General features: G+C 69.5%; 17 protein-coding genes. 5 read left to right on the top strand and 12 right to left on the bottom strand.

The window, feature by feature from the left end:
• Positions 1–24: 24 nt before the first annotated feature.
• The 10 genes from bcsB to AC3RCE_RS25280 form a co-directional block, all read right to left on the bottom strand.
• Complete coding sequence (bcsB, locus tag AC3RCE_RS25235) at positions 25–2,343, bottom strand: cellulose biosynthesis cyclic di-GMP-binding regulatory protein BcsB (protein WP_492254210.1); 2,319 nt, start codon at positions 2,341–2,343, stop codon at positions 25–27.
• Between the two features lie 49 nt (positions 2,344–2,392).
• Positions 2,393–4,579: a UDP-forming cellulose synthase catalytic subunit gene (bcsA, locus tag AC3RCE_RS25240; RefSeq protein WP_218297089.1), complete on the bottom strand. Its 2,187-nt coding sequence runs from the start codon at positions 4,577–4,579 to the stop codon at positions 2,393–2,395.
• On the bottom strand, positions 4,576–5,358 hold the full coding sequence (gene bcsQ, locus AC3RCE_RS25245; protein WP_218297088.1) for a cellulose biosynthesis protein BcsQ: 783 nt from the start codon (positions 5,356–5,358) through the stop codon (positions 4,576–4,578). Before bcsQ ends, bcsA begins: the two co-directional genes overlap by 4 nt.
• Positions 5,355–5,909: a cellulose biosynthesis protein BcsP gene (bcsP, locus tag AC3RCE_RS25250; protein ID WP_492254211.1), complete on the bottom strand. Its 555-nt coding sequence runs from the start codon at positions 5,907–5,909 to the stop codon at positions 5,355–5,357. The genes bcsQ and bcsP overlap by 4 nt, the downstream gene beginning before the upstream one ends.
• A 46-nt stretch (positions 5,910–5,955) precedes the next feature.
• On the bottom strand, positions 5,956–6,432 hold the full coding sequence (bcsD, locus tag AC3RCE_RS25255) for a cellulose biosynthesis protein BcsD (RefSeq protein ID WP_255590973.1): 477 nt from the start codon (positions 6,430–6,432) through the stop codon (positions 5,956–5,958).
• A 326-nt stretch (positions 6,433–6,758) separates the two neighbouring features.
• A complete protein-coding gene (mnmA, locus tag AC3RCE_RS25260; RefSeq protein ID WP_218339404.1) occupies positions 6,759–7,880 on the bottom strand; it encodes a tRNA 2-thiouridine(34) synthase MnmA in 1,122 nt (373 codons plus the stop codon).
• A 102-nt stretch (positions 7,881–7,982) separates the two neighbouring features.
• Entirely contained in the window at positions 7,983–8,813 is an 831-nt protein-coding gene (locus tag AC3RCE_RS25265; protein ID WP_492254212.1) for an SDR family NAD(P)-dependent oxidoreductase, read from the bottom strand.
• On the bottom strand, positions 8,810–9,601 hold the full coding sequence (locus tag AC3RCE_RS25270; RefSeq protein ID WP_218297084.1) for a citryl-CoA lyase: 792 nt from the start codon (positions 9,599–9,601) through the stop codon (positions 8,810–8,812). Before AC3RCE_RS25270 ends, AC3RCE_RS25265 begins: the two co-directional genes overlap by 4 nt.
• A 13-nt stretch (positions 9,602–9,614) precedes the next feature.
• Positions 9,615–11,102: a class I adenylate-forming enzyme family protein gene (locus AC3RCE_RS25275; RefSeq protein ID WP_492245141.1), complete on the bottom strand. Its 1,488-nt coding sequence runs from the start codon at positions 11,100–11,102 to the stop codon at positions 9,615–9,617.
• A 34-nt stretch (positions 11,103–11,136) separates the two neighbouring features.
• Complete coding sequence (locus AC3RCE_RS25280; RefSeq protein WP_492254213.1) at positions 11,137–12,159, bottom strand: tripartite tricarboxylate transporter substrate binding protein; 1,023 nt, start codon at positions 12,157–12,159, stop codon at positions 11,137–11,139.
• Between the two features lie 101 nt (positions 12,160–12,260).
• Between AC3RCE_RS25280 and AC3RCE_RS25285 the strand changes: the two genes are divergently transcribed.
• The 5 genes from AC3RCE_RS25285 to AC3RCE_RS25305 all read left to right on the top strand — a co-directional run bounded on the left by AC3RCE_RS25285 (position 12,261) and on the right by AC3RCE_RS25305 (position 18,055).
• A complete protein-coding gene (locus AC3RCE_RS25285) occupies positions 12,261–13,076 on the top strand; it encodes an IclR family transcriptional regulator (protein ID WP_218297081.1) in 816 nt (271 codons plus the stop codon).
• Positions 13,077–13,228: 152 nt separating this feature from the next.
• Positions 13,229–14,212, top strand: coding sequence for a LysR family transcriptional regulator (locus AC3RCE_RS25290; protein WP_218297080.1), 984 nt, complete (start codon positions 13,229–13,231; stop codon positions 14,210–14,212).
• A 192-nt stretch (positions 14,213–14,404) separates the two neighbouring features.
• Entirely contained in the window at positions 14,405–15,871 is a 1,467-nt protein-coding gene (tcuA, locus tag AC3RCE_RS25295; protein ID WP_492254214.1) for an FAD-dependent tricarballylate dehydrogenase TcuA, read from the top strand.
• Entirely contained in the window at positions 15,858–17,039 is a 1,182-nt protein-coding gene (gene tcuB, locus AC3RCE_RS25300; RefSeq protein WP_369640875.1) for a tricarballylate utilization 4Fe-4S protein TcuB, read from the top strand. The genes tcuA and tcuB overlap by 14 nt, the downstream gene beginning before the upstream one ends.
• A 38-nt stretch (positions 17,040–17,077) precedes the next feature.
• Positions 17,078–18,055, top strand: a complete 978-nt coding sequence (locus tag AC3RCE_RS25305) for a Bug family tripartite tricarboxylate transporter substrate binding protein (protein ID WP_218339397.1) — start codon at positions 17,078–17,080, stop codon at positions 18,053–18,055.
• Positions 18,056–18,136: 81 nt separating this feature from the next.
• Here the strand turns inward: AC3RCE_RS25305 and AC3RCE_RS25310 are convergent, their stop codons facing one another.
• Both AC3RCE_RS25310 and AC3RCE_RS25315 read right to left on the bottom strand, forming a co-directional pair.
• On the bottom strand, positions 18,137–18,634 hold the full coding sequence (locus AC3RCE_RS25310; RefSeq protein WP_218339396.1) for an NUDIX hydrolase: 498 nt from the start codon (positions 18,632–18,634) through the stop codon (positions 18,137–18,139).
• A gap of 74 nt (positions 18,635–18,708) precedes the next feature.
• A complete protein-coding gene (locus AC3RCE_RS25315) occupies positions 18,709–19,608 on the bottom strand; it encodes a DMT family transporter (RefSeq protein ID WP_218297075.1) in 900 nt (299 codons plus the stop codon).
• Between the last annotated feature and the right edge of the window lie 56 nt (positions 19,609–19,664).

Below are 19,664 nucleotides of genomic sequence, written 5' to 3' on the forward strand. Positions count from 1 at the left end.
ATACCGGGCGTGCTTCGCCTTGCCTCAACCTTTTTGCTTGAGCCGCGCCCGTGCGCGCGCTCTGAGCGACAGGTACATGATGATCGCAATCAGCACCGCCGCCGACACGCCCAGCAGGATCAGCAGCAGCGGGTTGCGCGAAAGAAACCACTGCGCGTACAGCAGGGGGCCCAGCTGGCCCACATGGTAGTTTTTCTCGGCGACCAGGCTGTCCACCTGCTTGCCGCGGATCACCGTGGTGCTGCCCTGCACGTGCTTGAGCAATTCGGCGTCCAGCAGGGCATCCATCACCTGCCCCAGCCCCGCGGGCTGGTTGCTGGCCACGAGCACCACGCTGCGGCCGCTGCGCAGGGGCGATTCAAAACCAGCCACCAGCGCATCGGTGCTGTTGCTGGAGAACGCGACCTGGTTGCGCCGCGCGTGCACGCTGGACTCCTGGCCAAAACCCCACCAGCGCAGCAGGCGGTTGGCGAAGTCCGACATCTGGAAGCTCTTCGCATCGCCCTGCAAGGCCGCGGGGATGGCGCTGGCCCACTGCTTGAGCAAGGGCTGGTTGCCGCCGGAGGCAATGACCAGCAGGTCCTTGTCGGCGAGCCTGTCCACCTGCTGGGCCTGCGCCACGGTCACGCCCAGGGCGGGGTACCCCGTCACGCGCCCCATGACGCCCATCAGCCCCAGGTAGGCCGTGTACTCCTGCACCCCCGGCTTGTCCGGCATGACCACGGCAGACTCCGAGAGATCGGCCATGCGGGTGAACGGGAACCCGGCATTGCCGAAGGCGGCCAGGTCGGGCATCGCGATGAAATGCGGGAAGCCGGAGATGTCGATGGTCGAATCGGCCTCCACCGAGCCGCGCACGTTGTCCAGCGGCACGTCCTTGCACGCGCCCTGCTTGACCACGTCGTAGTAGTAGTGCATCTGCAGCTGCGACTGGGCTGGCAGCTTGAACAGCGGGATGTGGAAGCTCTCGCGCTCCGGCGCCATCTCGCCCTTGGGCATCACCGTCGTCAACAGGCGGTCGAGCGCGCCCGGCTCCTCATGGTTCACCGCATGCAGCGGCAGGGACCGCAGGAACTGCTGGTTCACGTTGATATTGAGCGTGGACTTGTCCGCGTTGGGGCGCGGCGTATAGCGGTAGCGCAGGTCCACCGGGATGCCCTTCTGGCGCCACGCGAACAGGTCGGGCGGCAGGAAGAAGTTCACGCGGATCAGGTCGGGCGAATAACCGGACACGTTGAGCGCCTGGGCTTCGACCAGCTCGCCAAACTTCACCGGACGGTCGTTGGCCAGCCAGTTGGGCGCGTCGTAGGGCTTGCGGGGCTTGAGTTCCGTGACCTCGGTGATCCGCGCCAGCGGGCCGGACAGTGCCGAGGAGCCGATGGCCAGCGCCTTGGCGGCCACGGCCAGCTCAGCCTCGTCACGCCCCATGACCAGCAGCAGCTTGCCGTTGCGGTCGGCCGGGTGGCTGACCACCGCCACCGTGGGGCCCTGGATTTCGGGCAGCGCCAGGCCCGCCGGGGCCTGGCCCCGGCCGGCCACCATCACGACGGCATTGCCGCGCGGTGGCAGTTCGCCAATGAAGGAGGGGAACTTCGCGCCCCGGAAACCCGCCAGCGCGCCGAACCAGGAAGACATGGTTCCCGCGGCCTGCAGCATGCCCGCGTTGGGCGCCGCGTTGAACACGATGGGCAGGTCCAGCGGCCGCACGTCCCGGCGGTCGAAGAACGGCTGGGGCAGCAGCGCCAGATCGTTCGTCTGCGCCACCGGCGCGACGGTGAGCTCCAGCACGCTGTCGTTGCCGATGTTGGCCCACAGGCTGGAGTGCAGCGGGTCCTCGCACTCCATGGTGTAGTGGCCGATGAGCTGCAGGTTCAGCCGGTTGAACTCGGTGATGAGGCGCGGCGGGATGGTGATCTCGCGCTGCAGGTTCTCGCCCGCCTGCTGCGTGGTCACCGGAATCGTCGCGGCCACCTGCTCGTTCACCAGCACCTTGATGTGGGACAGGTTGGTGAGCAGGGCGGGCGAGTACGAATAGTTCAGCTTCAGCCGGGCGCCGGTGACCACCTCGTCGCCGCGCACGCTGAAGGCCACGCCGCTGGTGCCGTCCACGCCCCGCAGTTGCAGGGGAAAAAGGGCGCCCAGGTCCTTGAAGCTGGTGCGGTGCACGCGCACGCCGTCGGACTGCGGTGCCGCCGCCGCCGCGTCCACGCCGGCCGCCACGGGCGCGGGGGCGGCGGAGAGCTGCGAAACCGGCACGGCCGTCCCTGCCAGTACCAAGGCCAGCATGGCAGGCAGCATGCGCTTGCGCGGCAGCCGCGCTGTCGGATGTCTTTTGGAAATCATGGTGTGGAGTCTTTGGAAACAGGGAAAGGCTTGGAACGTGTCGGTGTTCTCAGCGGGGCTTCAGGGACTTGACGGCCGAGACAGTCAGCTGCCCCATGCCGCGCAGCCCGATCACGATCACGCTTCGGAGCGAGCGCAGTGGCTTGTCGCGCTGGCCGGTGCCCCAGCTAGTGATCCACGCATCGGCCCGCGCGAAGGTCAGCGACGCCAGCTCGGCCTGCTGGTGCAGGCTGAGGTTGTCGAACTTCACGCCCAGGCGGCCCTTGCCGCTGAACGTGACGACCGCGGGAAAGACACCTTCTTCGTCCGACCGGAACAGCGACACCGAAAGGCGGCTGCCCATGGGAATGTCGCTGTCCGGGGGCACGGACAGGCCCAGCCCGTGCTGGGAGAAGTCTTCGGTCTTGCACACCAGCGTGCGCCCGTTGTCGAAGCGGATCACGGCGGGCAGGGAGGCGGCCACGCGCGGCGTGCCCCGGATCTGGCGGGTCTCGCTGGCCACCGCGACGCTGGCGCCCAGCAGGATGACGTTGTAGGTGGTCCAGACCATGTTGATGACCAGCGTCGTGGTTTCATCGCCCGCCGACGAGAACAACTTCCAGATTCCCACCGCGAACCCGACGAGATTGATGAGGAGCAGCACCACGTAGGGCCGTGCGATGGTCCAGTCGAAATAGGCCTTCTCGATCACCCCGCCCTTGGCCGTCACGTTGAACTTGCCCAGCTTGGGGTTGATGAACGCCACCAGCACCGGGCGCATGATGTACCAGGCCAGCACCGACTCGTACACCTCGTTCCAGAACGAATGGCGAAAGCGCCCCTGGATGCGGGAGTTGGTCACGCTGGCGTGGGCCAGGTGGGGCAACGCGTAGGCGGTGATCATCAGCGCGGTGGCCTGGAACACATGCGCGCCGAAGAACAGATAGGCCAGCGGCGCCGTCAGGAAAACCAGGCGCGGCAGGCCGTAGAAGAAGTGCAGCATCGCGTTCAGGTAGCACAGGCGCTGCCCGAACTTGAGGCCCTTGCCGAACAGCGGATTGTCGGTGCGCGCGATCTGCGCCATGCCGCGTGCCCAGCGGATGCGCTGGCCCACGTGGCCGGACAGGCTCTCGGTGGCCAGGCCCGCGGCCTGGGGCACCTCGAGGTAGGCCGTGTTGTAGCCCAGGCGGCTGAGCTTGAGCGCGGTGTGCGCGTCCTCGGTCACGGTTTCCACCGCGATGCCACCCACTTCCAGCAGCTCCTTGCGGCGGATGATGGCGCAGGAACCGCAGAAGAACGAGGCATTCCACAGGTCATTGCCGTCCTGCACGATGCCGTAGAACAGTTCGCCCTCGTTGGGCATGCGGTGGAACGTGTCCAGGTTGCGCTCGAACGGGTCCGGCGAGAAGAACACGTGCGGCGTCTGCAGCATCACCAGGTTGGTGTCCTTGAAGAACCAGCCCATGCAGATCTGCAGGAACGAGCGCGTGGGAATGTGGTCGCAGTCGAAGATGGCGATGTATTCGGAGTGCGTGACCTTCAGCGCCGCGTTGATGTTGCCGGCCTTGGCATGGTGGTTGTTGTCGCGGATCAGGTAGCCCACGCCCAGCTCTTCGCAGAATTCGCGGAACTCGGGGCGGCGGCCGTCGTCGAGCACGTACACGTGGAGCCGGTCGGCCGGCCAGTCCAGGCTCATGGCCGAGAACACGGTCTGGCGCACCACTTCGAGCGGCTCGTTGTACGAAGGGATGAACACGTCCACGCTGGGCCAGGTGCTGATGTCCTGGGGCATGGGAACCGGGCGACGTTGCAGCGGCCACGCCGTCTGGAAGTAGCCGATGAGCAGCACCGCGAACGCATACAGCTCCGCCAGCACGAGGCCGTACCCGAAAGCCGCATCCAGCAGGTTGGTGAACCCGATGGTGTCCGTGAAGCGCCAGTAGATGTAGCGCGACGACGCCGAGATCGACAGCACGATCATGGCCAGCGTGGACAGGCGGCCGGGCGTCTTGCTCAGCAGCAGGGCGGCACCGAACGAGCCCACGGAAAAGAGGATCTGGCCCTGGAGGTCGAGCGGCACGCTGATGACCAGCCCCATCAGGAGGGCGCTGAACACCACCGCCGCGACACGCACCACGGGGTGCTGCCACAGGTTCCACCCCGTGATGGCATGCACCACGGTGCGCCAGCGGGCCTGGGGGCTGTGGGAGTCGGCGTCGGCGACTTCGTCGGCCCGGGGACGCTGGTCGACGCTCATCGCGCGGCTCCCGCCAGCGGCAGGCGCAGGCGCTGCGCCAGGACGCGCGCGCAGGCGCGCAGGTCATCGGCCGCCTGGCCCTGTGCGTCGTACTCCAGCACGCTCTGGTCGTAGGCCAGCGCTTCGCGCACGGCCTGGTCCTCGTGGATCACGCCCACCAGCCGCTCGCCCAGGTTGTCCTGCATGACGCGCGTGATGTCCTTGGACAGCTGGCGCGCGCCGTCGGCCTGGTTGAGCACATAGAGCGTTTCGGAAAAGTCGGGGCGCGGCGTGCAGTACGTGTGCACCAGGCGCTGCATCAGGGCGAGCGAGGCATACGATGCCGCGTCGGGCAGGCTGACCACGACGACCACCTGGGCCGCCGCCAGCGCCTGCTGCATGTAGACGGAGGGGCCGGGCGGCGTGTCGATCAGCACGACCGCGTCCTGCGGCAGTTCCAGGCTCTCCAGCTGCTGTGCCAGCCAGTGCGGATGCGCATCCAGATGCCGCTCGAAGGCCACGCGGTCGGCCTCGTTCACCACCCCATAGGGCAGCACATGCACCCCCGAGGGGCTTTCCACGCAGACGGAGGCCCAGCCTTCGCCCGCCAGGCTGGCCCGGGACACGCCCGCGAGGGAGCGGGGATCGGCCCCGAAGTGCAGGCCCAGCGCATTCTGGGGGTCCATGTCCACCACCAGCAAGGTCGCCACGCCCTGGCGCTCCAGCGCGGTGGCCAGGTTCGCGGTCAGTGTCGTCTTGCCCACGCCGCCCTTGGCAGAAACGATGGCAATCACTTTCATGGGTGGCCCTTGCGAGGCTGCCAGGCCGCTGCGGGCCGGGCCGGGGTGTCGCCCGCGCCCGCCAGGCGCGCAAACACCGACGGCAGATCGGCGGGCAGCGAACCGGGTTGCACCGCCGCCGCATCGGAAGAGGAAGGGGCCGCCGCGGTGCGCAGGCCGGCCAGGCCGGCCAGGGGCGAACGGGCGGCCAGCACGGCCGAGGGTGGCACGCGGTCCGCCGGGGTCATAGGCGCAGGCATGGATGTGGGCGCCACCACGGGCGGAGGAACCTCGGCCGCAGGCCGCGCGGCGGGTTGCGCCCAGCCCGCGGGGGCGGGCCGTGCCGAAGCCGGCGCGGGCGCGAAGGCCGTCTGGGGCGTCGGGGCACCGGGGACGCCGGCGCGGCGGTCTACGGAAGGAACGTCATCGGCGACGGCGTCGCGGACGGCCGACACCAGCGGCCAGCGCTCCCTGGAGAGCTTGTGCTCCTGCTGGCGGGCCAGCTCATGGTAGGGGTCCGCCTTGGCGCCGAACTGCTGAAAGAGGTTCACGATGTCGTCTGAATGCTTCATGGGTCACCGTCAATGCCGAAACGTAGAAATCCGAAATCCGCAGGGCTCAGCGTGCCAGCTGGAGGTGCACACACCCCCAGGCATCCGCGGGCGCGCGCTGCACCACCTTGAGCTGGCCAGCGCCGGCCAGTTCGAACCAGCCCTGATAGACGCCCTCCAGGAAACCACCCGACCATGGTGCGTGGTCGGGCCCGAACGCAGCGGACACGGGCGACAGGCTGTGGTGGATGTCCAGTTGCGCCACGTCCTGCACCAGGCGGACCCAGCCCCAGTCGATGCGGGTCCACACGGCCGACATGGCCTGCTCCAGCTCCTGCAGGGTGGCGCACGCCGGCAGGGGGTGCTCCGCCGCGAACCGTGCCCCCACCCGGAACATCAGCGCGCGCAGGTCTTCCGGCGCGAGTGCGGCGGCAAACTCCGACGCCAGGGCCTGAAAGAACCCCCTCCACTGGACCGTGCACTGCTGCTGGGCCAGGTGTTCGGCGATCTCGGGACTGGAGGGCATGGAAACGATGGAGGACATGGCGCGCACGCGAGCAAGCATCGGGCCGGTGATGGCCCTCGGCGGGGTGGACTAAGGGTTTACCATATGCATCGGTTGATACATGTGGTTTCAAACAGCGTTTGCAGGAATTTTAGGAGCCCTGCCCGCCGAAATGGCACTTGCCGCAGCGAACAGAAGGTCAACTTAGTTCAACTGGCGGTATCTACGTAGAGGGTTGTGGGTGCCACACCACATATCTCGCATCAATTGCTATTGAATTTTTCATTCGATAGTCAGTGACAATTAGAAAGCCCGCATTTGCGACCCGCCGCCACCTGGGCTGCGCTGGAAAAATCCCGAGTGTTTCAGTCTGTAGCCGACCCGATGACCCCGCCACCCAGGCACACCTCCCCGTCGTACAGGACCGCGCTCTGGCCGGGCGTGACCGCCCATTGCGCCTGGGAAAACCGCAGCTGGAAATCCGTGCCCGCCGCGCTGACGACCGAGCAGGCGGCGTCCTGCTGCCGATAGCGGGTCTTGGCGCCGTAGTGGCCGGGAACCGGTGGGTGGCCCGACGTCCAGCTGGCATCCTGGGCCTGCAGGGCGTGGGACAGGAGCCAGGGATGGTCATGCCCTTGCACCACGCGCAGCGTGTTCGTGGCGAGATCCTTGCGGGCGACAAACCAGGGCGCGTGATCGCCGCCGCCGCGCTGCACGCCTTTTTCCTTGATGCCGCCAATGCCCAGCCCCTGGCGCTGGCCCAGCGTGTAGAAGCTCAAGCCCACATGCTTGCCGATGGTGCGCCCCCGGTCGTCCTGGATGGGGCCCGGTGCGTGGCTGATGTAGCGGTTCAGGAACTCGCGGAACGGCCGCTCGCCGATGAAGCAGATGCCGGTGGAGTCCTTCTTCCTGGCGTTGGGCAGCCCGATCTCCTCGGCGATGCGGCGCACCTCGGTCTTGTGCAGCTCGCCCACAGGGAACAGGGTCTTGGACAACTGCGCCTGGTTCAGGCGGTGCAGGAAGTAGCTCTGGTCCTTGGACGGGTCGAGCCCCTTGAGCAGCTCGAACAGGCCCGAGGCCGGGTTCCGGCGCACCCGCGCGTAATGTCCCGTGGCGATCTTCTCGGCGCCCAGGCGCATGGCGTGGTCCAGGAAGGCCTTGAACTTGATCTCGGCGTTGCACAGCACGTCGGGGTTGGGCGTGCGGCCGGCCTGGTACTCGCGCAGGAACTCGGCGAACACGCGGTCCTTGTAGTCGGCCGCGAAGTTGACGTGCTCGATCTCGATGCCGATCACGTCGGCCACGGCGGCCGCGTCCACGAAGTCGATGTTGGACGAGCAGAACTCGCTGTCGTCGTCGTCTTCCCAGTTCTTCATGAAGATGCCGACCACCTCGTGGCCCTGCTGTTTGAGCAGGTGGGCTGTCACGGCGGAGTCCACGCCGCCGGAGAGGCCGACGACGACGCGCTGCTTGGGGGATGCTGTCATCGCACCGATTGTATTTTTTGTAGCGGCAGGGCACGCGCGGGCGCCAGGAACGCCCTGTCCCCCGGCAGGCCATCCGGCGGCCGGGGACAGGGCTGGGCGGAACTACACGAACTTGCCCGTGATGCCGCCGTCCACCACCAGTTCGGTGCCGGTCACATAGGCCGCCGCATCGCTGGCCAGGAAGGCGCAGGCGTGCGCCACGTCCCAGGCGGTGCCCATGCGGCCCATGGGCACCTGGCGGGCGCGCGCGGCGCGGGCCTCGTCGAGGTTGGCGTCCGAGAACATCTTCGCCACCGTGGTCGCGATGCGCGGCGTGTCGATGAGCCCCGGCACCACGGTGTTGGCGCGCACGCCCTGGCCCGCGTACTGCTGCGCCACCAGACGCGTGAAGTGGGTAACCGCCGCCTTGGTGACGCCATACGCCAGGTGCGGGTAGCCCAGGTAGCGCATGCCCGCGATGGACGAGATCGTGATGATCGAGCCCCGGCCCCGCTCCACCATGCCGGGCAGCACCTCCTGGCAGGCCAGCAGCAGGCTGTTCACGTTCACGCCGTGGATGCGGTCGAAGTCCTCGGCGCTGGTCTCCAGCGGGCCGCCGGTCTTGCCGATGCCCACGTTGTGGTGCAGCACGTCGATGGCGCCGCCGAAGCGTTCGCGCGCCTCGGCGAACAGGCGCTTCACCTCCGCCGCCTCGGCCACATCGCCCACGAAGGTGGCGGCGGTGCCGCCTTCGGCATGGATCAACGCCGTGGTCTCTTCAGCGGAGGCCGCATCGCGGTCGGCCACGCAGACGCTGGCGCCCAGGCGGGCGTAGGTCACGCAGGCAGCGCGGCCAATGCTCCAGCCCGGTCCGGCAGACCCGCCCCCGGCCACGAAGACCACACGGCCCGAGAGGTCCAGCGGCAGGGCGGGTGGATGCGGTACGGCGCTCACGCCGGGCCGCCCTGGCCCGCGCCGCCGACGAAGGGGATCGCATGCTCCACCGTGTCCCAGATGAAGCGGCCCGACGGGCTGTCTTGCTCCTCCACGATGTGCGCCACCAGGCCGGCCGCGCGCGAGATCACGGCAAAGCCGCGCATCACCGCCGTGGGCACGCCGATCTCGCCGAGCAGCGCCGCCACCGCGCCCGTGGCGTTGATGGTGATGGCGCGGCCTGCGACCTCATCGACGGCGCTGGACAGCATCTCCAGCGCGCGGATCTTGTCGCCTTTCAGCTCGGCCTCGGCGCGGCCCATCTCCAGCAGCTTGTAGGCGCGCGGGTCCACGGGCTTGTGCAGGTGGTGGCCAAAGCCGGGCACGGGGGATTTCAGGCCCTTGTAGTGGCGTGCAATGGCCAGCGCTTCGGCTTCGGGGTCCTCAGCCGCCGCGATGCGGTCGAGCAGACTGGAGCAGTTCTCCATGGTGCCCACGAAGGAGCTGCCCACGGCCAGCAGGCCCGCACTCACGGCACCCTGCAGGTTCTCGGGCGCGCTCATGTAGATCAGCCGCGTGGCGATCGCACTGGGCGTGAGGCCGTGCTCCATGAGCACGATGAGCACCACATCGGTGATGCGCAGGTCCACGCCGCGCGGCGCGCGGCCCAGGATCTGCATGAGCATCACCTCGGTGAAGGTCTTCTTCCCCATCAAGTCCTCGACCAGGTTCGCATCTCGGTAATGCAGGCTGGTGAGGGTGTGGGTGCACAGGCTGGTGACGGGGGTCTTGGAGGCGTTGGTGGTCATATGGATGGTTCCTTCAGGCCGTAGCGGCCAGTGCCGCATCGCGCACGGCGGACTTGAGCACCTTGCCCACGGGCGACCGCGGCAGGCTCTCGTGGAAATGGACGTGCTTGGGCGTCTGCACCGGCCCCAGGCGTTCGCGCACGAAGGCGATCAGCTCGGCCTCGCTGGCCTGCGCGCCGGGGCGCAATTGCACGGCGGCCTGCACGGTCTCGCCCCACTTGTCGTCGGGCAGGCCGAACACGGTGCATTCGTGCACGGCCGGGTGCTGGCCCAGCGCGTTCTCCACATCCACGGGGTAGACGTTGAAGCCGCCGGTGATCACCATGTCCTTGAGCCGGTCCTTGAGGTAGAGGTAACCGCGCTCGTCGATAAGGCCGCGGTCGCCCGTGTGCAGCCAGCCGTCCACCAGGGTCTCGGCGGTCTTCTCGGGCAGGCGCCAGTAGCCGGTCATCAGCAGGTCGCCGCGCGCCACCACCTCGCCCACCTCACCCGGGGGCAGCAGGCGGCCGTCGGGCGCCATGATGGCCACGTCGCTGAACCAGGTGGTGCGGCCCACGGCCGCCCAGTTGGCCGGGTCCTCGAAGTCCCCGGGCTGCATCACGGTGAGGATCTGCGGCGCCTCGGTCTGGCCGTAGGTGGTGCCCAGCACGGGGCCGAAGAAGTCGCGCACCTGGCGGATCTTCTCGGGTGGCATGGGCGCGCCGCCGTAGATGAGCCGGCGCAGGCGCGGAAAGTCCGCGCGCGATACGCCGGGCAGCGCCATCAGCATGTAGACCAGCGTGGGCGGCATGAAGCACACCGTGCCGCCGCGCTCGCGGAAGGCCGTGCGCACCGCCTCGGCGCCCGCGCCGGCCAGCACCACGTGGCAGCCGCCCTGCGCCAGGATGGGCAGCAGGTAGGTGGAGGTGCCGTGCGTGATGGGCGCGGCCACGATGTAGCGCTCGTGCTCGTCGAAGCCCCAGGCGTGGATCTGGTTGGTGATGTTGGCCATCCACGCGCGGTAGGGCTGCATCACGCCCTTGGGCGCGCCCGTGGTGCCGCCCGTGAACTTGATGGCCTGGGTCGCGTCGCCCGGCAGATCGATCACGGGGCGCGGCGCGCCGGCATGCGCGGCTGCAAGGTCCGCCAAGCCTGCGGTCGGCAGGTGGAAGCCAGGCGCGCCGTCGAGCAGCTCGGCGCAGGCCGCGTCCAGCACCAGGATGGAGGGCTCGGTCGCATCGATGATGCGGCGGATCTCGGGCCGGGTGCTCTTGGGGTTGAGCGGCACCCACACCTTGCCGCAGGCCAGCACGGCCAGCAGCGCGGCGATGTGGTCGGCGCTGTTGCCCGCGCAGATGCCCACGCGGCTTTGGGGTGTGGGGTCGATGGCGGTGAAACCCGCCGCCAGCGCCGCCACGCGGGCGGCCAGCGCGTCGTAGCGGATGGCGCCCTCGGGCGCGTCGATGGCGATGCGGTCGGGCCAGCGCTGGGCGGCCCGCCAGAAGAAGTCGATGGGGAACATAGGGGCGGCAGGGGAGGTTGCGGGAGGTTGCGTATTACTCGGCCGATGCGCCCGATTCCTTGACGACCTCGCGCCAGCGCTTGATCTCGGCGGCGGCAAAGCTGCGCATCTTGTCGGGCGTGCCCCCATCGGGCGTGGCGGCCAGCTCCTGCAGGCGGTTGCGCACCTCGGGCTGGGCCAGCACCTTGTTCAGGGCCGCATTGACCTGCTCGACCACGGCGCGCGGCGTGCCCGCCGGTGCGGCCAGGCCAAACCACGACTGCACGTCGAAGCCCGCATAGCCCGACTCGGCCAGCGTGGGCACATCCGGCAGCAAGGGCGAGCGCTGGGCGCTGGTGATGGCAATGGCGCGCAGCTTGCCCGTCTGCACATGCGGCAGCGCCGAGGGCGTGTTGTCGAACATCGAATCCACCTGGCCGCCCAGCAAGTCGGTGACGGCAGGCGCGCTGCCCCGGTAGGGCACGTGCAGCATCTTGAGCCTGGACTGCATCTTGAACATCTCGCCCGAGAGATGGATGGACGAGCCGCTGCCCGAAGACGCGAAGGTGATGCCGTCCTTGGACTCCTTGGCGTAGCGCACGTAGTCGGTCAGGTTCTTGATGGGCAGCCTGGGGTTGACCACCAGGATGTTCGGGATCCTGGCGATCATGCCGATGGGCTCGAAGTCCTTGACCGGGTCGTAGCCGAGCTTGGGGTACAGCGTGGCGTTGATGGTGTTGGCGATGGTGTAGACGTACAGCGTGTAGCCGTCGGCCGGCGAGCGCGCCACGGCCTCGGCGCCCACGTTGCTGTTGGCGCCCGCGCGGTTGTCCACCAACACGGGCTGGCCGAGCTGGTCGCCGAGCCTGGCGGCCACCAGGCGCGCGATCACGTCGGTGGCGCCGCCGGCTGCATAGCCCACGACGAGCTTCACGGGCTTGGCGGGCCAGCCCGTGGCGCTGGCGGTCTGGGCCTGCAGGGGCAGGGCGGCGGTGCAGGCGATGGCGGCGGCCAGGGCCAGCAGGCGCCGGCGCGGAGCCGTGTAGGGCATGGCAGAGGGGGTGGTGTGCGAGGTCATGTCTTGTCTCCTGGTGTGTCTGAAAATCCGTCTGGGCGCCCCGGCGGCGTGGCTCTGCGGCACACTGCGCGCTGGTTGCATCGACGGACAAATTCTTTCCCATGCCCTCCCGACCTGCGAATCGAAACGTCCGTCTGCCGGACGTTCCACCCCCGCCCGAAGCCCCCGACGACCCCGGCAGCCGCACGCTGCGCCGGGGCCTGCAGGTGCTGGACGCCGTGCTGGCCCAGGGCCGCGACGGCGCGCGCGTGGTCGACCTGTGCCGCGCGGCGGGGCTGGAGCGCGCCACCGTCTACCGCCTGCTGGCCACGCTGCTGGAGAGCGGCTATGTGGCGCAGCGCGGGCGCTTTCGCTACGTGGCGGGCCCGCGCCTTGCGGCCATGGCCGAGCCCGCGGGCCAGCCCAACATGGCTATGCGCCTGGCGCCCGTGCTGGAGCGCGTGAGCCGCGCCTGCGGCGATGCGGCCTTCGCCATCGTGCGCGAGGGGCCCACTTCGCACTGCATCGCCCGCCACGTGGGCACGCACCCGGTGCAGATCCTCGTGATCCAGGTGGGCACGCGCCAGCCGCTGGGCGTGGGCGCGGCGGGCCTGGCGCTGCTGGCCGCATTGCCCGATGCCGAGATGCAGGCCGCCATCGCCGCCAACGCGCAGGCGCTGCCGCGCTACGGCGGCATGACGCCCGAGCGCCTGGCCATCCTGGTGCGCGCCACGCGCGAGCGCGGCTGGTCGGTGGTGGGCAACCACGCCACCCAGGGCGTGCTGGCCGCCGGCATGGCCGTGCGCAACGCGGCCGGCGAGCCCGTGGCCGCGATCAGCGTGGCATCCACCGTGGACCGCATGCCGCGCGAGCGCCAGCAGCTCATCGCGCGCTGGATGCGCGAGGCGCTGGCGGCGCTGCTGCCGGGCGGGGTGTGAGCGGCCGGGCGCCAGATACTATCAAAACAGTAGCTGTCAGCGCCTATGGATAAAGCGCTACAGGCCTATTTCGACCAAAACCCCGGTCGCGGCGGAATGTGCGAACATCCGCCCCATCACGCGCCGTGATGGCCGCGGCCCCGAGGACCCCGATGGAACTGAGACAACTGCGCTACTTCGTGCGCGTGGTGGAGCGCGGCTCCATGAGCCGCGCCGCGCTGGACCTGGACGTGGTGCAGTCCGCGCTGAGCCAGCAGATCACCCGGCTGGAGGGCGAGCTGGCCACGCGCCTGCTGCACCGCACGCCGCGCGGCGTGGCGCCCACCGAGGCGGGGCTGGCCTTCTTCCGCGAGGCGCAGCTCACCCTGCGCCATGCCGACCAGGCTGTGCGCGCCGCGCAGCAGGCGCGGCTGTCGGGCACCGTCACCGTGGGCCTGGCGCCCACCACGTCGAGCGTGCTGGGCCTGCCGCTGATGCAGGCCATGCGCGCGCGCTACCCCGACGTGCGGCTGCACATGGTCGAGAGCATGTCGGGCCACCTCACGGCCATGCTCAACGCGCGCGAGCTGGACCTGGCCGTGCTGTTCGACACCCGCCTGCACCAGGCGCGCCAGGCCAGCGGCGCGCGCCGCTGGGAGATGGCGCCTTTGCTCGAGGAAGACCTGTTCCTCATCTGCGCGCGCAGCGGCCCCGGCAACCCCGGCGGCCGGCAGCTGCCCGAGACCCTGACGGTGGCCGAACTGGTCCATGAACCCCTGATCCTGCCCACCGGCCCGCACGGCCTGCGCAGCACGCTGGACACCGCCTTCGCGCGCGACCGCGTGGCGCCGCACGTGGTGCTGGAGGTGGACTCGCTCGCCATGGTGATGGCCGCCGTGGACGCGGGCCTGGGCTCCACCGTGCAGCCCTGGGCCGCCATGGGCCGCTACCCGGATGCCGCCCTGCGCTTCCAGTGCGCGCGCCTGACCGACGCGCCCGCGCGCCGCGTCAACCTGCTGTGCAGCCTGCCCGATGAAGAGCTCTCGCCCGCCGCGCTGGCCACGCGCGTGGTGGTGGCCGACTGCGTGCGCCAACTCGTGGCCACCGGCCAGTGGTTCGGAACGACATGGATCGGTGGCGAGGGCGCGCCCGCTTGAACCTGCCACGCGCTGCCATCTCGATCCGTGATACCCCCATGACCTGAGCCTGCTGCACGGAGGGCCCACGTCTCCCTACAGTCGCCATCACCACGATGAACGACACGGCGACCTCGCCAGGAGACACCCCATGGGCCCCAAAACCCCTTCTTCATTCCCCCACGCACAGCGCAGGGCCTGGAGCTACCGGCCATGAGCGGCGACGCTGTGGTTGATGTGCTCGTCATCGGCGGCGGCAATGCCGCCCTGTGCGCCGCCCTGATGGCGCGCGAGGCGGGCGCCAGCGTGCTGTTGCTCGAATCGGCCCCACGCGCCTGGCGCGGCGGCAACTCGGCCCACACCCGCAACCTGCGCTGCATGCACGACGCGCCGCAGGACGTGCTGGTCAGCGCCTACCCCGAAGAAGAGTTCTGGCAAGACCTGCTCAAGGTGACGGGCGGCCTCACCAACGAACACCTGGCGCGCCTGGTGATCCGCGAGTCGAGCACCTGCCGGCCCTGGATGCGCCGCCACGGCGTGCACTTTCAGCCCGCGTTGGCCGGCACGCTGCACGTGGCGCGCACCAACGCGTTCTTCATGGGCGGGGGCAAGGCGCTGGTCAATGCCTACTACCGCAGCGCCGAGGCGCTGGGCGTGCGGGTGCGCTACGAAGCCCCGGTGGAGCGCCTGGACATCGACAACGGCCGCTTCGTCGCGGCGCACCTGGCCGGCGGCGAGCGCATCACGGCCAAGAGCTGCGTGCTCGCGGCGGGCGGGTTCGAGTCCAACCGCGAATGGCTGCGCGAGGCCTGGGGCCAGAACGAACGCGGCGAGTGGCCGTCGGACAACTTCCTCATCCGCGGCACGGCCTACAACCGGGGCGTGCTGCTGCGCCACCTGCTCGACGACCACGGCGCCGACCGCATCGGCGACCCCACGCAGGCGCACATGGTGGCCATCGACGCGCGCGCGCCGCTGTACGACGGCGGCATCTGCACGCGCATCGACTGCGTGTCGCTGGGCGTGGTGGTCAACCGCGATGGCGAGCGTTTCTACGACGAGGGCGAGGACTTCTGGCCCAAGCGATACGCGATCTGGGGCCGCCTGGTGGCGCAGCAGCCGGGGCAGATCGGCTACTCGGTCATCGACACCCAGGCCATCGGCCGCTTCATGCCGCCCGTGTTCCCGGGCGTGAAGGCCGACACCCTGCCCGAGCTGGCGCAACAACTCGGCCTGCCCGTGGACCGCTTCATGCGCACGCTGGACAGCTACAACGCCGCCTGCCGCGTGGGCACCTTCGACCACACCACGCTGGACGACTGCCACACCGAGGGCATCGCGCCCGCCAAGACCCACTGGGCGCGGCCCATCGCCACCGGCCCGTTCTACGGCTACGCGCTCAGGCCCGGCGTGACCTTCACCTACCTGGGCCTGCGCACCGACGACACCGCCGCCGTGCGCTTTGGCGACGCGCCCAGCCCCAACCTGTTCGTGGCCGGCGAAATGATGGCCGGCAACGTGCTGGGCAAGGGCTACACGGCCGGGGTGGGCATGAGCATCGGCACGGCCTTCGGGCGCATCGCGGGAACACAGGCCGCCTTGGCATCCAAACAGGCTCCAGCGCTTATCCACAAAGCGCCAGCAGCTATGAAAACAGGAGTTAGTGATGCAAACGCTTGAAGCCCTGACGCGCGACGCCCGGGCGCTGGCGAACGGCAACATCGTGCTGTCGGCCCCCGAAACCGAAGTGGCGCGCCAGCTGCAGATCTGCAACGCCTGCCGCTACTGCGAGGGCTTTTGCGCCGTCTTCCCCGCCATGACGCGGCGGCTGGAGTTTGGCAAGGCCGACATCCACTTCATTGCCAACCTGTGCCACAACTGCGGTGCCTGCCTGCACGCCTGCCAATACGCGCCGCCGCATGAATTTGCGGTGAACGTACCGCAGGCCATGGCCCAGGTGCGGGGGCAGACCTACACCGACTACGCCTGGCCCCCGGCGCTCGGTGCGCTCTACCAGCGCAACGGGCTGACCCTGGCACTGGCCCTGGTGGCAGGCCTCACGCTGTTCATGGTGCTGGCCGTAGCGCTGCATGGCCAGGGCCTGGGTGCGCTGTGGCAGTCGCCCGTGGGTGGCTTCTACGGCATCTTCCCGCACAACCTGCTCGTGGGCCTGTTCGCGCCGGTGTTCCTGTTCGCCACGCTGGCGCTGGGCCTGGGCGTGCGCCGCTTCTGGCGCGACGTGACGCCCGCCACCAGCGGCGCGCCGCTGAGCGCGCCCGCCACGGTCGAGGCCGCCGACGCGGTGCTGCGCCTGAAATACCTGGACGGCGGCCATGGCGACGGCTGTCACAACGAGGACGATGCCTACACCCTGTCGCGCCGGCGGTTTCACCACCTCACGTTCTACGGCTTCATGCTGTGCTTTGCCGCCACCAGCGTCGCCACGCTGTACCACTACCTGCTGGGCGCGCCCGCACCGTACGACCTGCCCAGCCTGCCCAAGCTGCTGGGCGGCGTGGGCGGCATCAGCCTTGCCATCGGCACGGCGGGCCTGTGGCGCTTGAACCTGCGCCGTCACCCACAGCATGGCGACGCCGCGCAAAAGCCCATGGACCGCGCCTTCATCGCGCTGCTGTTCCTCACCGCCACCAGCGGCCTGCTGCTCTGGGCCGCGCGCGGCACGCCCGCCCTGCCGCTGCTGCTGTGCCTGCACCTGGGCGCGGTGATGGCGCTGTTCGCCACCCTGCCCTACGGCAAGTTCGCGCACGGCATTTTCCGCACCGCATCGCTGCTGCGCCATGCGGTGGAAAAGCGCCAGCCCAACCCCATCGGGCTGGGCGCTGATTGATTCACTGACACCACACAACCCACGATGAAGGAGACCCCATGACCCCCAAACGAACCCTGCTGCAATGCGCCCTGGCGCTGGCAATCCTGCCCCTGGCCTTCGGCGCCGCCGCGCAAGACTTTCCGCCCAAGAAGCCCGTCACCCTGGTCGTGGGCTTTGCCGCGGGCGGCGCGGCCGATGCGGCCGCCCGCCTGATCGCCAAGAAGCTCTCCGAGAACATCGGCCAGTCGGTGGTGGTGGACAACAAGGGCGGGGCGGGCGGCAACATCGCACACCAGTTCGTGGCCAATGCGGCGCCGGACGGCACGGTGCTGCTGCTGGGCTCGGTGGGGCCGCTCACCATCGCGCCGCACCTGATGAAGCTCACCTACGACCCGTTCAAGGACCTGGCGGCGGTGTCGGGCGGGGTGAACTTTCCGAACGTGCTGGTGGTGCACAAGGCTGCGGGCGCGAAGACGCTCGCAGAATTCGTGCAGCTGTCCAGGAAGAAGCCCGGCAGCGTGGACTTCGCCTCCACGGGCGCGGGCTCGGCATCCCACCTGGCGGGCGAATTGTTCAACCAGCGCGCGGGCATCGACATGACCCATGTGCCCTACAAGGGCGGGGCACCCGCCTTGCAGGATTTGCTGGGCGAACGCGTCACCTCGTACTTTGCCGCGCCCCCCACCGCGCTGCCACATGTCGAAACGGGCAAGCTGATCCCGCTGGCCACCACGGGCCTCACGCGGCCGGCCTATCTGCCCAATATCCCCACCGTGGCGGAATCGGGCTTTCCCGGCTTCGAGGCGCTCAACTGGTACGCCTTCGTGGCGCCGGGCAAAACGCCGGTGCCGCTGCTGGAACGCTGGAACCAGGAGATCGTGAAGGTGCTGAACGACGCGGGCGTGAAAGAGGCGCTCAACAAGCATGGCCTCACGCCCCAGCCCACCACGCGCGCCGAACTCACGGCCTTCATGAAGAAGGAATCGACCCAGTGGGCCACCATCATCAAGGAGCGCAAGCTCACGGCGGAGTAGAGGGGGGAAGAATCACTCCCTTGAGGCACTGCACGGCGTCCCGTGGGCACGCCGGTGAAGAGGATGCGGCAGTCCCGGGCCTCAGGGCCGCGCCGTGTCCGGCATCTGCAGCACGCTGGGGTCGGTATGGATCAAGTCCAGCGGAAAGCGCTGCCCGGCCAGGTAGTCCTGGATGCACTGCAGCACCAGCGGCGTGCGGTGGCGGTCGGCGCAGGACCTGATCTCGTCCAGCGTCATCCAGACCGAACGCACGATGCCCGCGTCCAGCGGGCGCCACGCATGGTGCGTGCCCAGGGTGCCGGCGAACGCAAAGCGCATGTAGGTGATGTCGTCGCCCGTGCGCGTCTTGGTGAACCGGTTCATGTACACCCCCACGAGCGCCGTGGGCACGAAATCATGGGCCGTCTCTTCCAGCACCTCGCGCGCGCAGGCCTGGATGGGCGATTCGCCCGGGTCCAGGTGGCCGGCGGGGTTGTTGAGCTTGAGACCGTCGGTCGTCTCTTCCTCGACCAGCAAAAAACGGCCATCGCGCTCGATGAGGGCGGCCACGGTGACGTTGGGTTTCCAGCGGTGGGGCATGGCGCGCATTATGACCACGGGCCATGACGCGCGCTGCCGCGGCCGGCATCGCCCTTCGCAGCGCCGTGCCGCGCTCAGCGCTGCGGGGCCGGTGCGGGCCGCAGCACCAGCCACAGCGCCAGCGCGATCAGCACGCCGCCGGCGGCGTGCGCCAGCGTGGCCACCTCGCCCAGCACCAGCCAGCCCCAGGCCACGCCGAACAGCGGGATCAAGAAGGTCACGGTGAGCGCCTTGACGGGCCCCACGTCGGCGATGAGCCGGAAATACAGCACGTAGGCGGCCGAGGTGCACAGCAGGCCCAGCGCCAGCATCGCGCCCCAGACGGCGGGGCCGGCCGCGAGCCAGGTGGCCACCGGCTGGTGCGCCGCCTCCCACAGGGCGAACGGCGCCAGCGCGAGCACGGCCCCCCACTGGCTGCCCAGCGCCACCAGGCGGCTGTCGAGCCCGCCGCGCTGCGTGATCCAGCGCCGCGTGAGAAAGCCCGCCAGGCCGTAGCAGGCCGTGGCCACCAGGCAGGCGGCGATGCCGCCCAGCACCGGCGCGCTGAGCGCCACCGGCCCCGCCTGCGCGAGCACCGCCACGCCCGCCATGCCCAGCAGCACGCCGCCCACGCGGGCGGGCGTGAGGCGCTCGCCGAATGCCAGCGCACCGATCACCACGCCCATGAGCGGCGTGGTGGCATTGAGGATGGCGCTGTAGCCCGCTGGCAGCACGCGCGCGGCCAGCGCGAACATCAGGAACGGTATGCCCGAATTGATGGCGCCCAGCACCAGCGCGGCGCCCAGCTTGCCCCCGAACGCGGGCCGCAGCCGCACCACCGCCAGCAGCGCGAGCAGCCCCGCCGCGCCCAGCACCACGCGGCCGAACGCGGTGGGCACCGCCCCCCACACCGGCGCGGCGATGCGCATGAAGAGAAAGCTGCCGCCCCACAGGGCGGCCAGGGCGAAAAGACGGAGCAGGCTGGGGAGGTTCATGCCCGGCATCTTCGGGGCATGGTGCCGTGGCGGCAAACCATTTATCCTGCACACCC

This window comes from Acidovorax sp. GW823-FHT05D11, from assembly GCF_058795695.1.

Coding starts and splice junctions, on each gene's coding strand:
- bcsB (WP_492254210.1), bottom strand. CDS start 2,343: ATGATTTCCAAAAGACATCCGACAGCGCGGCTGCCGCGCAAGCGCATG.
- bcsA (WP_218297089.1), bottom strand. CDS start 4,579: ATGAGCGTCGACCAGCGTCCCCGGGCCGACGAAGTCGCCGACGCCGAC.
- bcsQ (WP_218297088.1), bottom strand. CDS start 5,358: ATGAAAGTGATTGCCATCGTTTCTGCCAAGGGCGGCGTGGGCAAGACG.
- bcsP (WP_492254211.1), bottom strand. CDS start 5,909: ATGAAGCATTCAGACGACATCGTGAACCTCTTTCAGCAGTTCGGCGCC.
- bcsD (WP_255590973.1), bottom strand. CDS start 6,432: ATGTCCTCCATCGTTTCCATGCCCTCCAGTCCCGAGATCGCCGAACAC.
- mnmA (WP_218339404.1), bottom strand. CDS start 7,880: ATGACAGCATCCCCCAAGCAGCGCGTCGTCGTCGGCCTCTCCGGCGGC.
- AC3RCE_RS25270 (WP_218297084.1), bottom strand. CDS start 9,601: ATGACCACCAACGCCTCCAAGACCCCCGTCACCAGCCTGTGCACCCAC.
- AC3RCE_RS25275 (WP_492245141.1), bottom strand. CDS start 11,102: ATGTTCCCCATCGACTTCTTCTGGCGGGCCGCCCAGCGCTGGCCCGAC.
- AC3RCE_RS25280 (WP_492254213.1), bottom strand. CDS start 12,159: ATGACCTCGCACACCACCCCCTCTGCCATGCCCTACACGGCTCCGCGC.
- AC3RCE_RS25285 (WP_218297081.1), top strand. CDS start 12,261: ATGCCCTCCCGACCTGCGAATCGAAACGTCCGTCTGCCGGACGTTCCA.
- AC3RCE_RS25290 (WP_218297080.1), top strand. CDS start 13,229: ATGGAACTGAGACAACTGCGCTACTTCGTGCGCGTGGTGGAGCGCGGC.
- tcuA (WP_492254214.1), top strand. CDS start 14,405: ATGAGCGGCGACGCTGTGGTTGATGTGCTCGTCATCGGCGGCGGCAAT.
- tcuB (WP_369640875.1), top strand. CDS start 15,858: ATGCAAACGCTTGAAGCCCTGACGCGCGACGCCCGGGCGCTGGCGAAC.
- AC3RCE_RS25305 (WP_218339397.1), top strand. CDS start 17,078: ATGACCCCCAAACGAACCCTGCTGCAATGCGCCCTGGCGCTGGCAATC.
- AC3RCE_RS25310 (WP_218339396.1), bottom strand. CDS start 18,634: ATGCCCCACCGCTGGAAACCCAACGTCACCGTGGCCGCCCTCATCGAG.
- AC3RCE_RS25315 (WP_218297075.1), bottom strand. CDS start 19,608: ATGAACCTCCCCAGCCTGCTCCGTCTTTTCGCCCTGGCCGCCCTGTGG.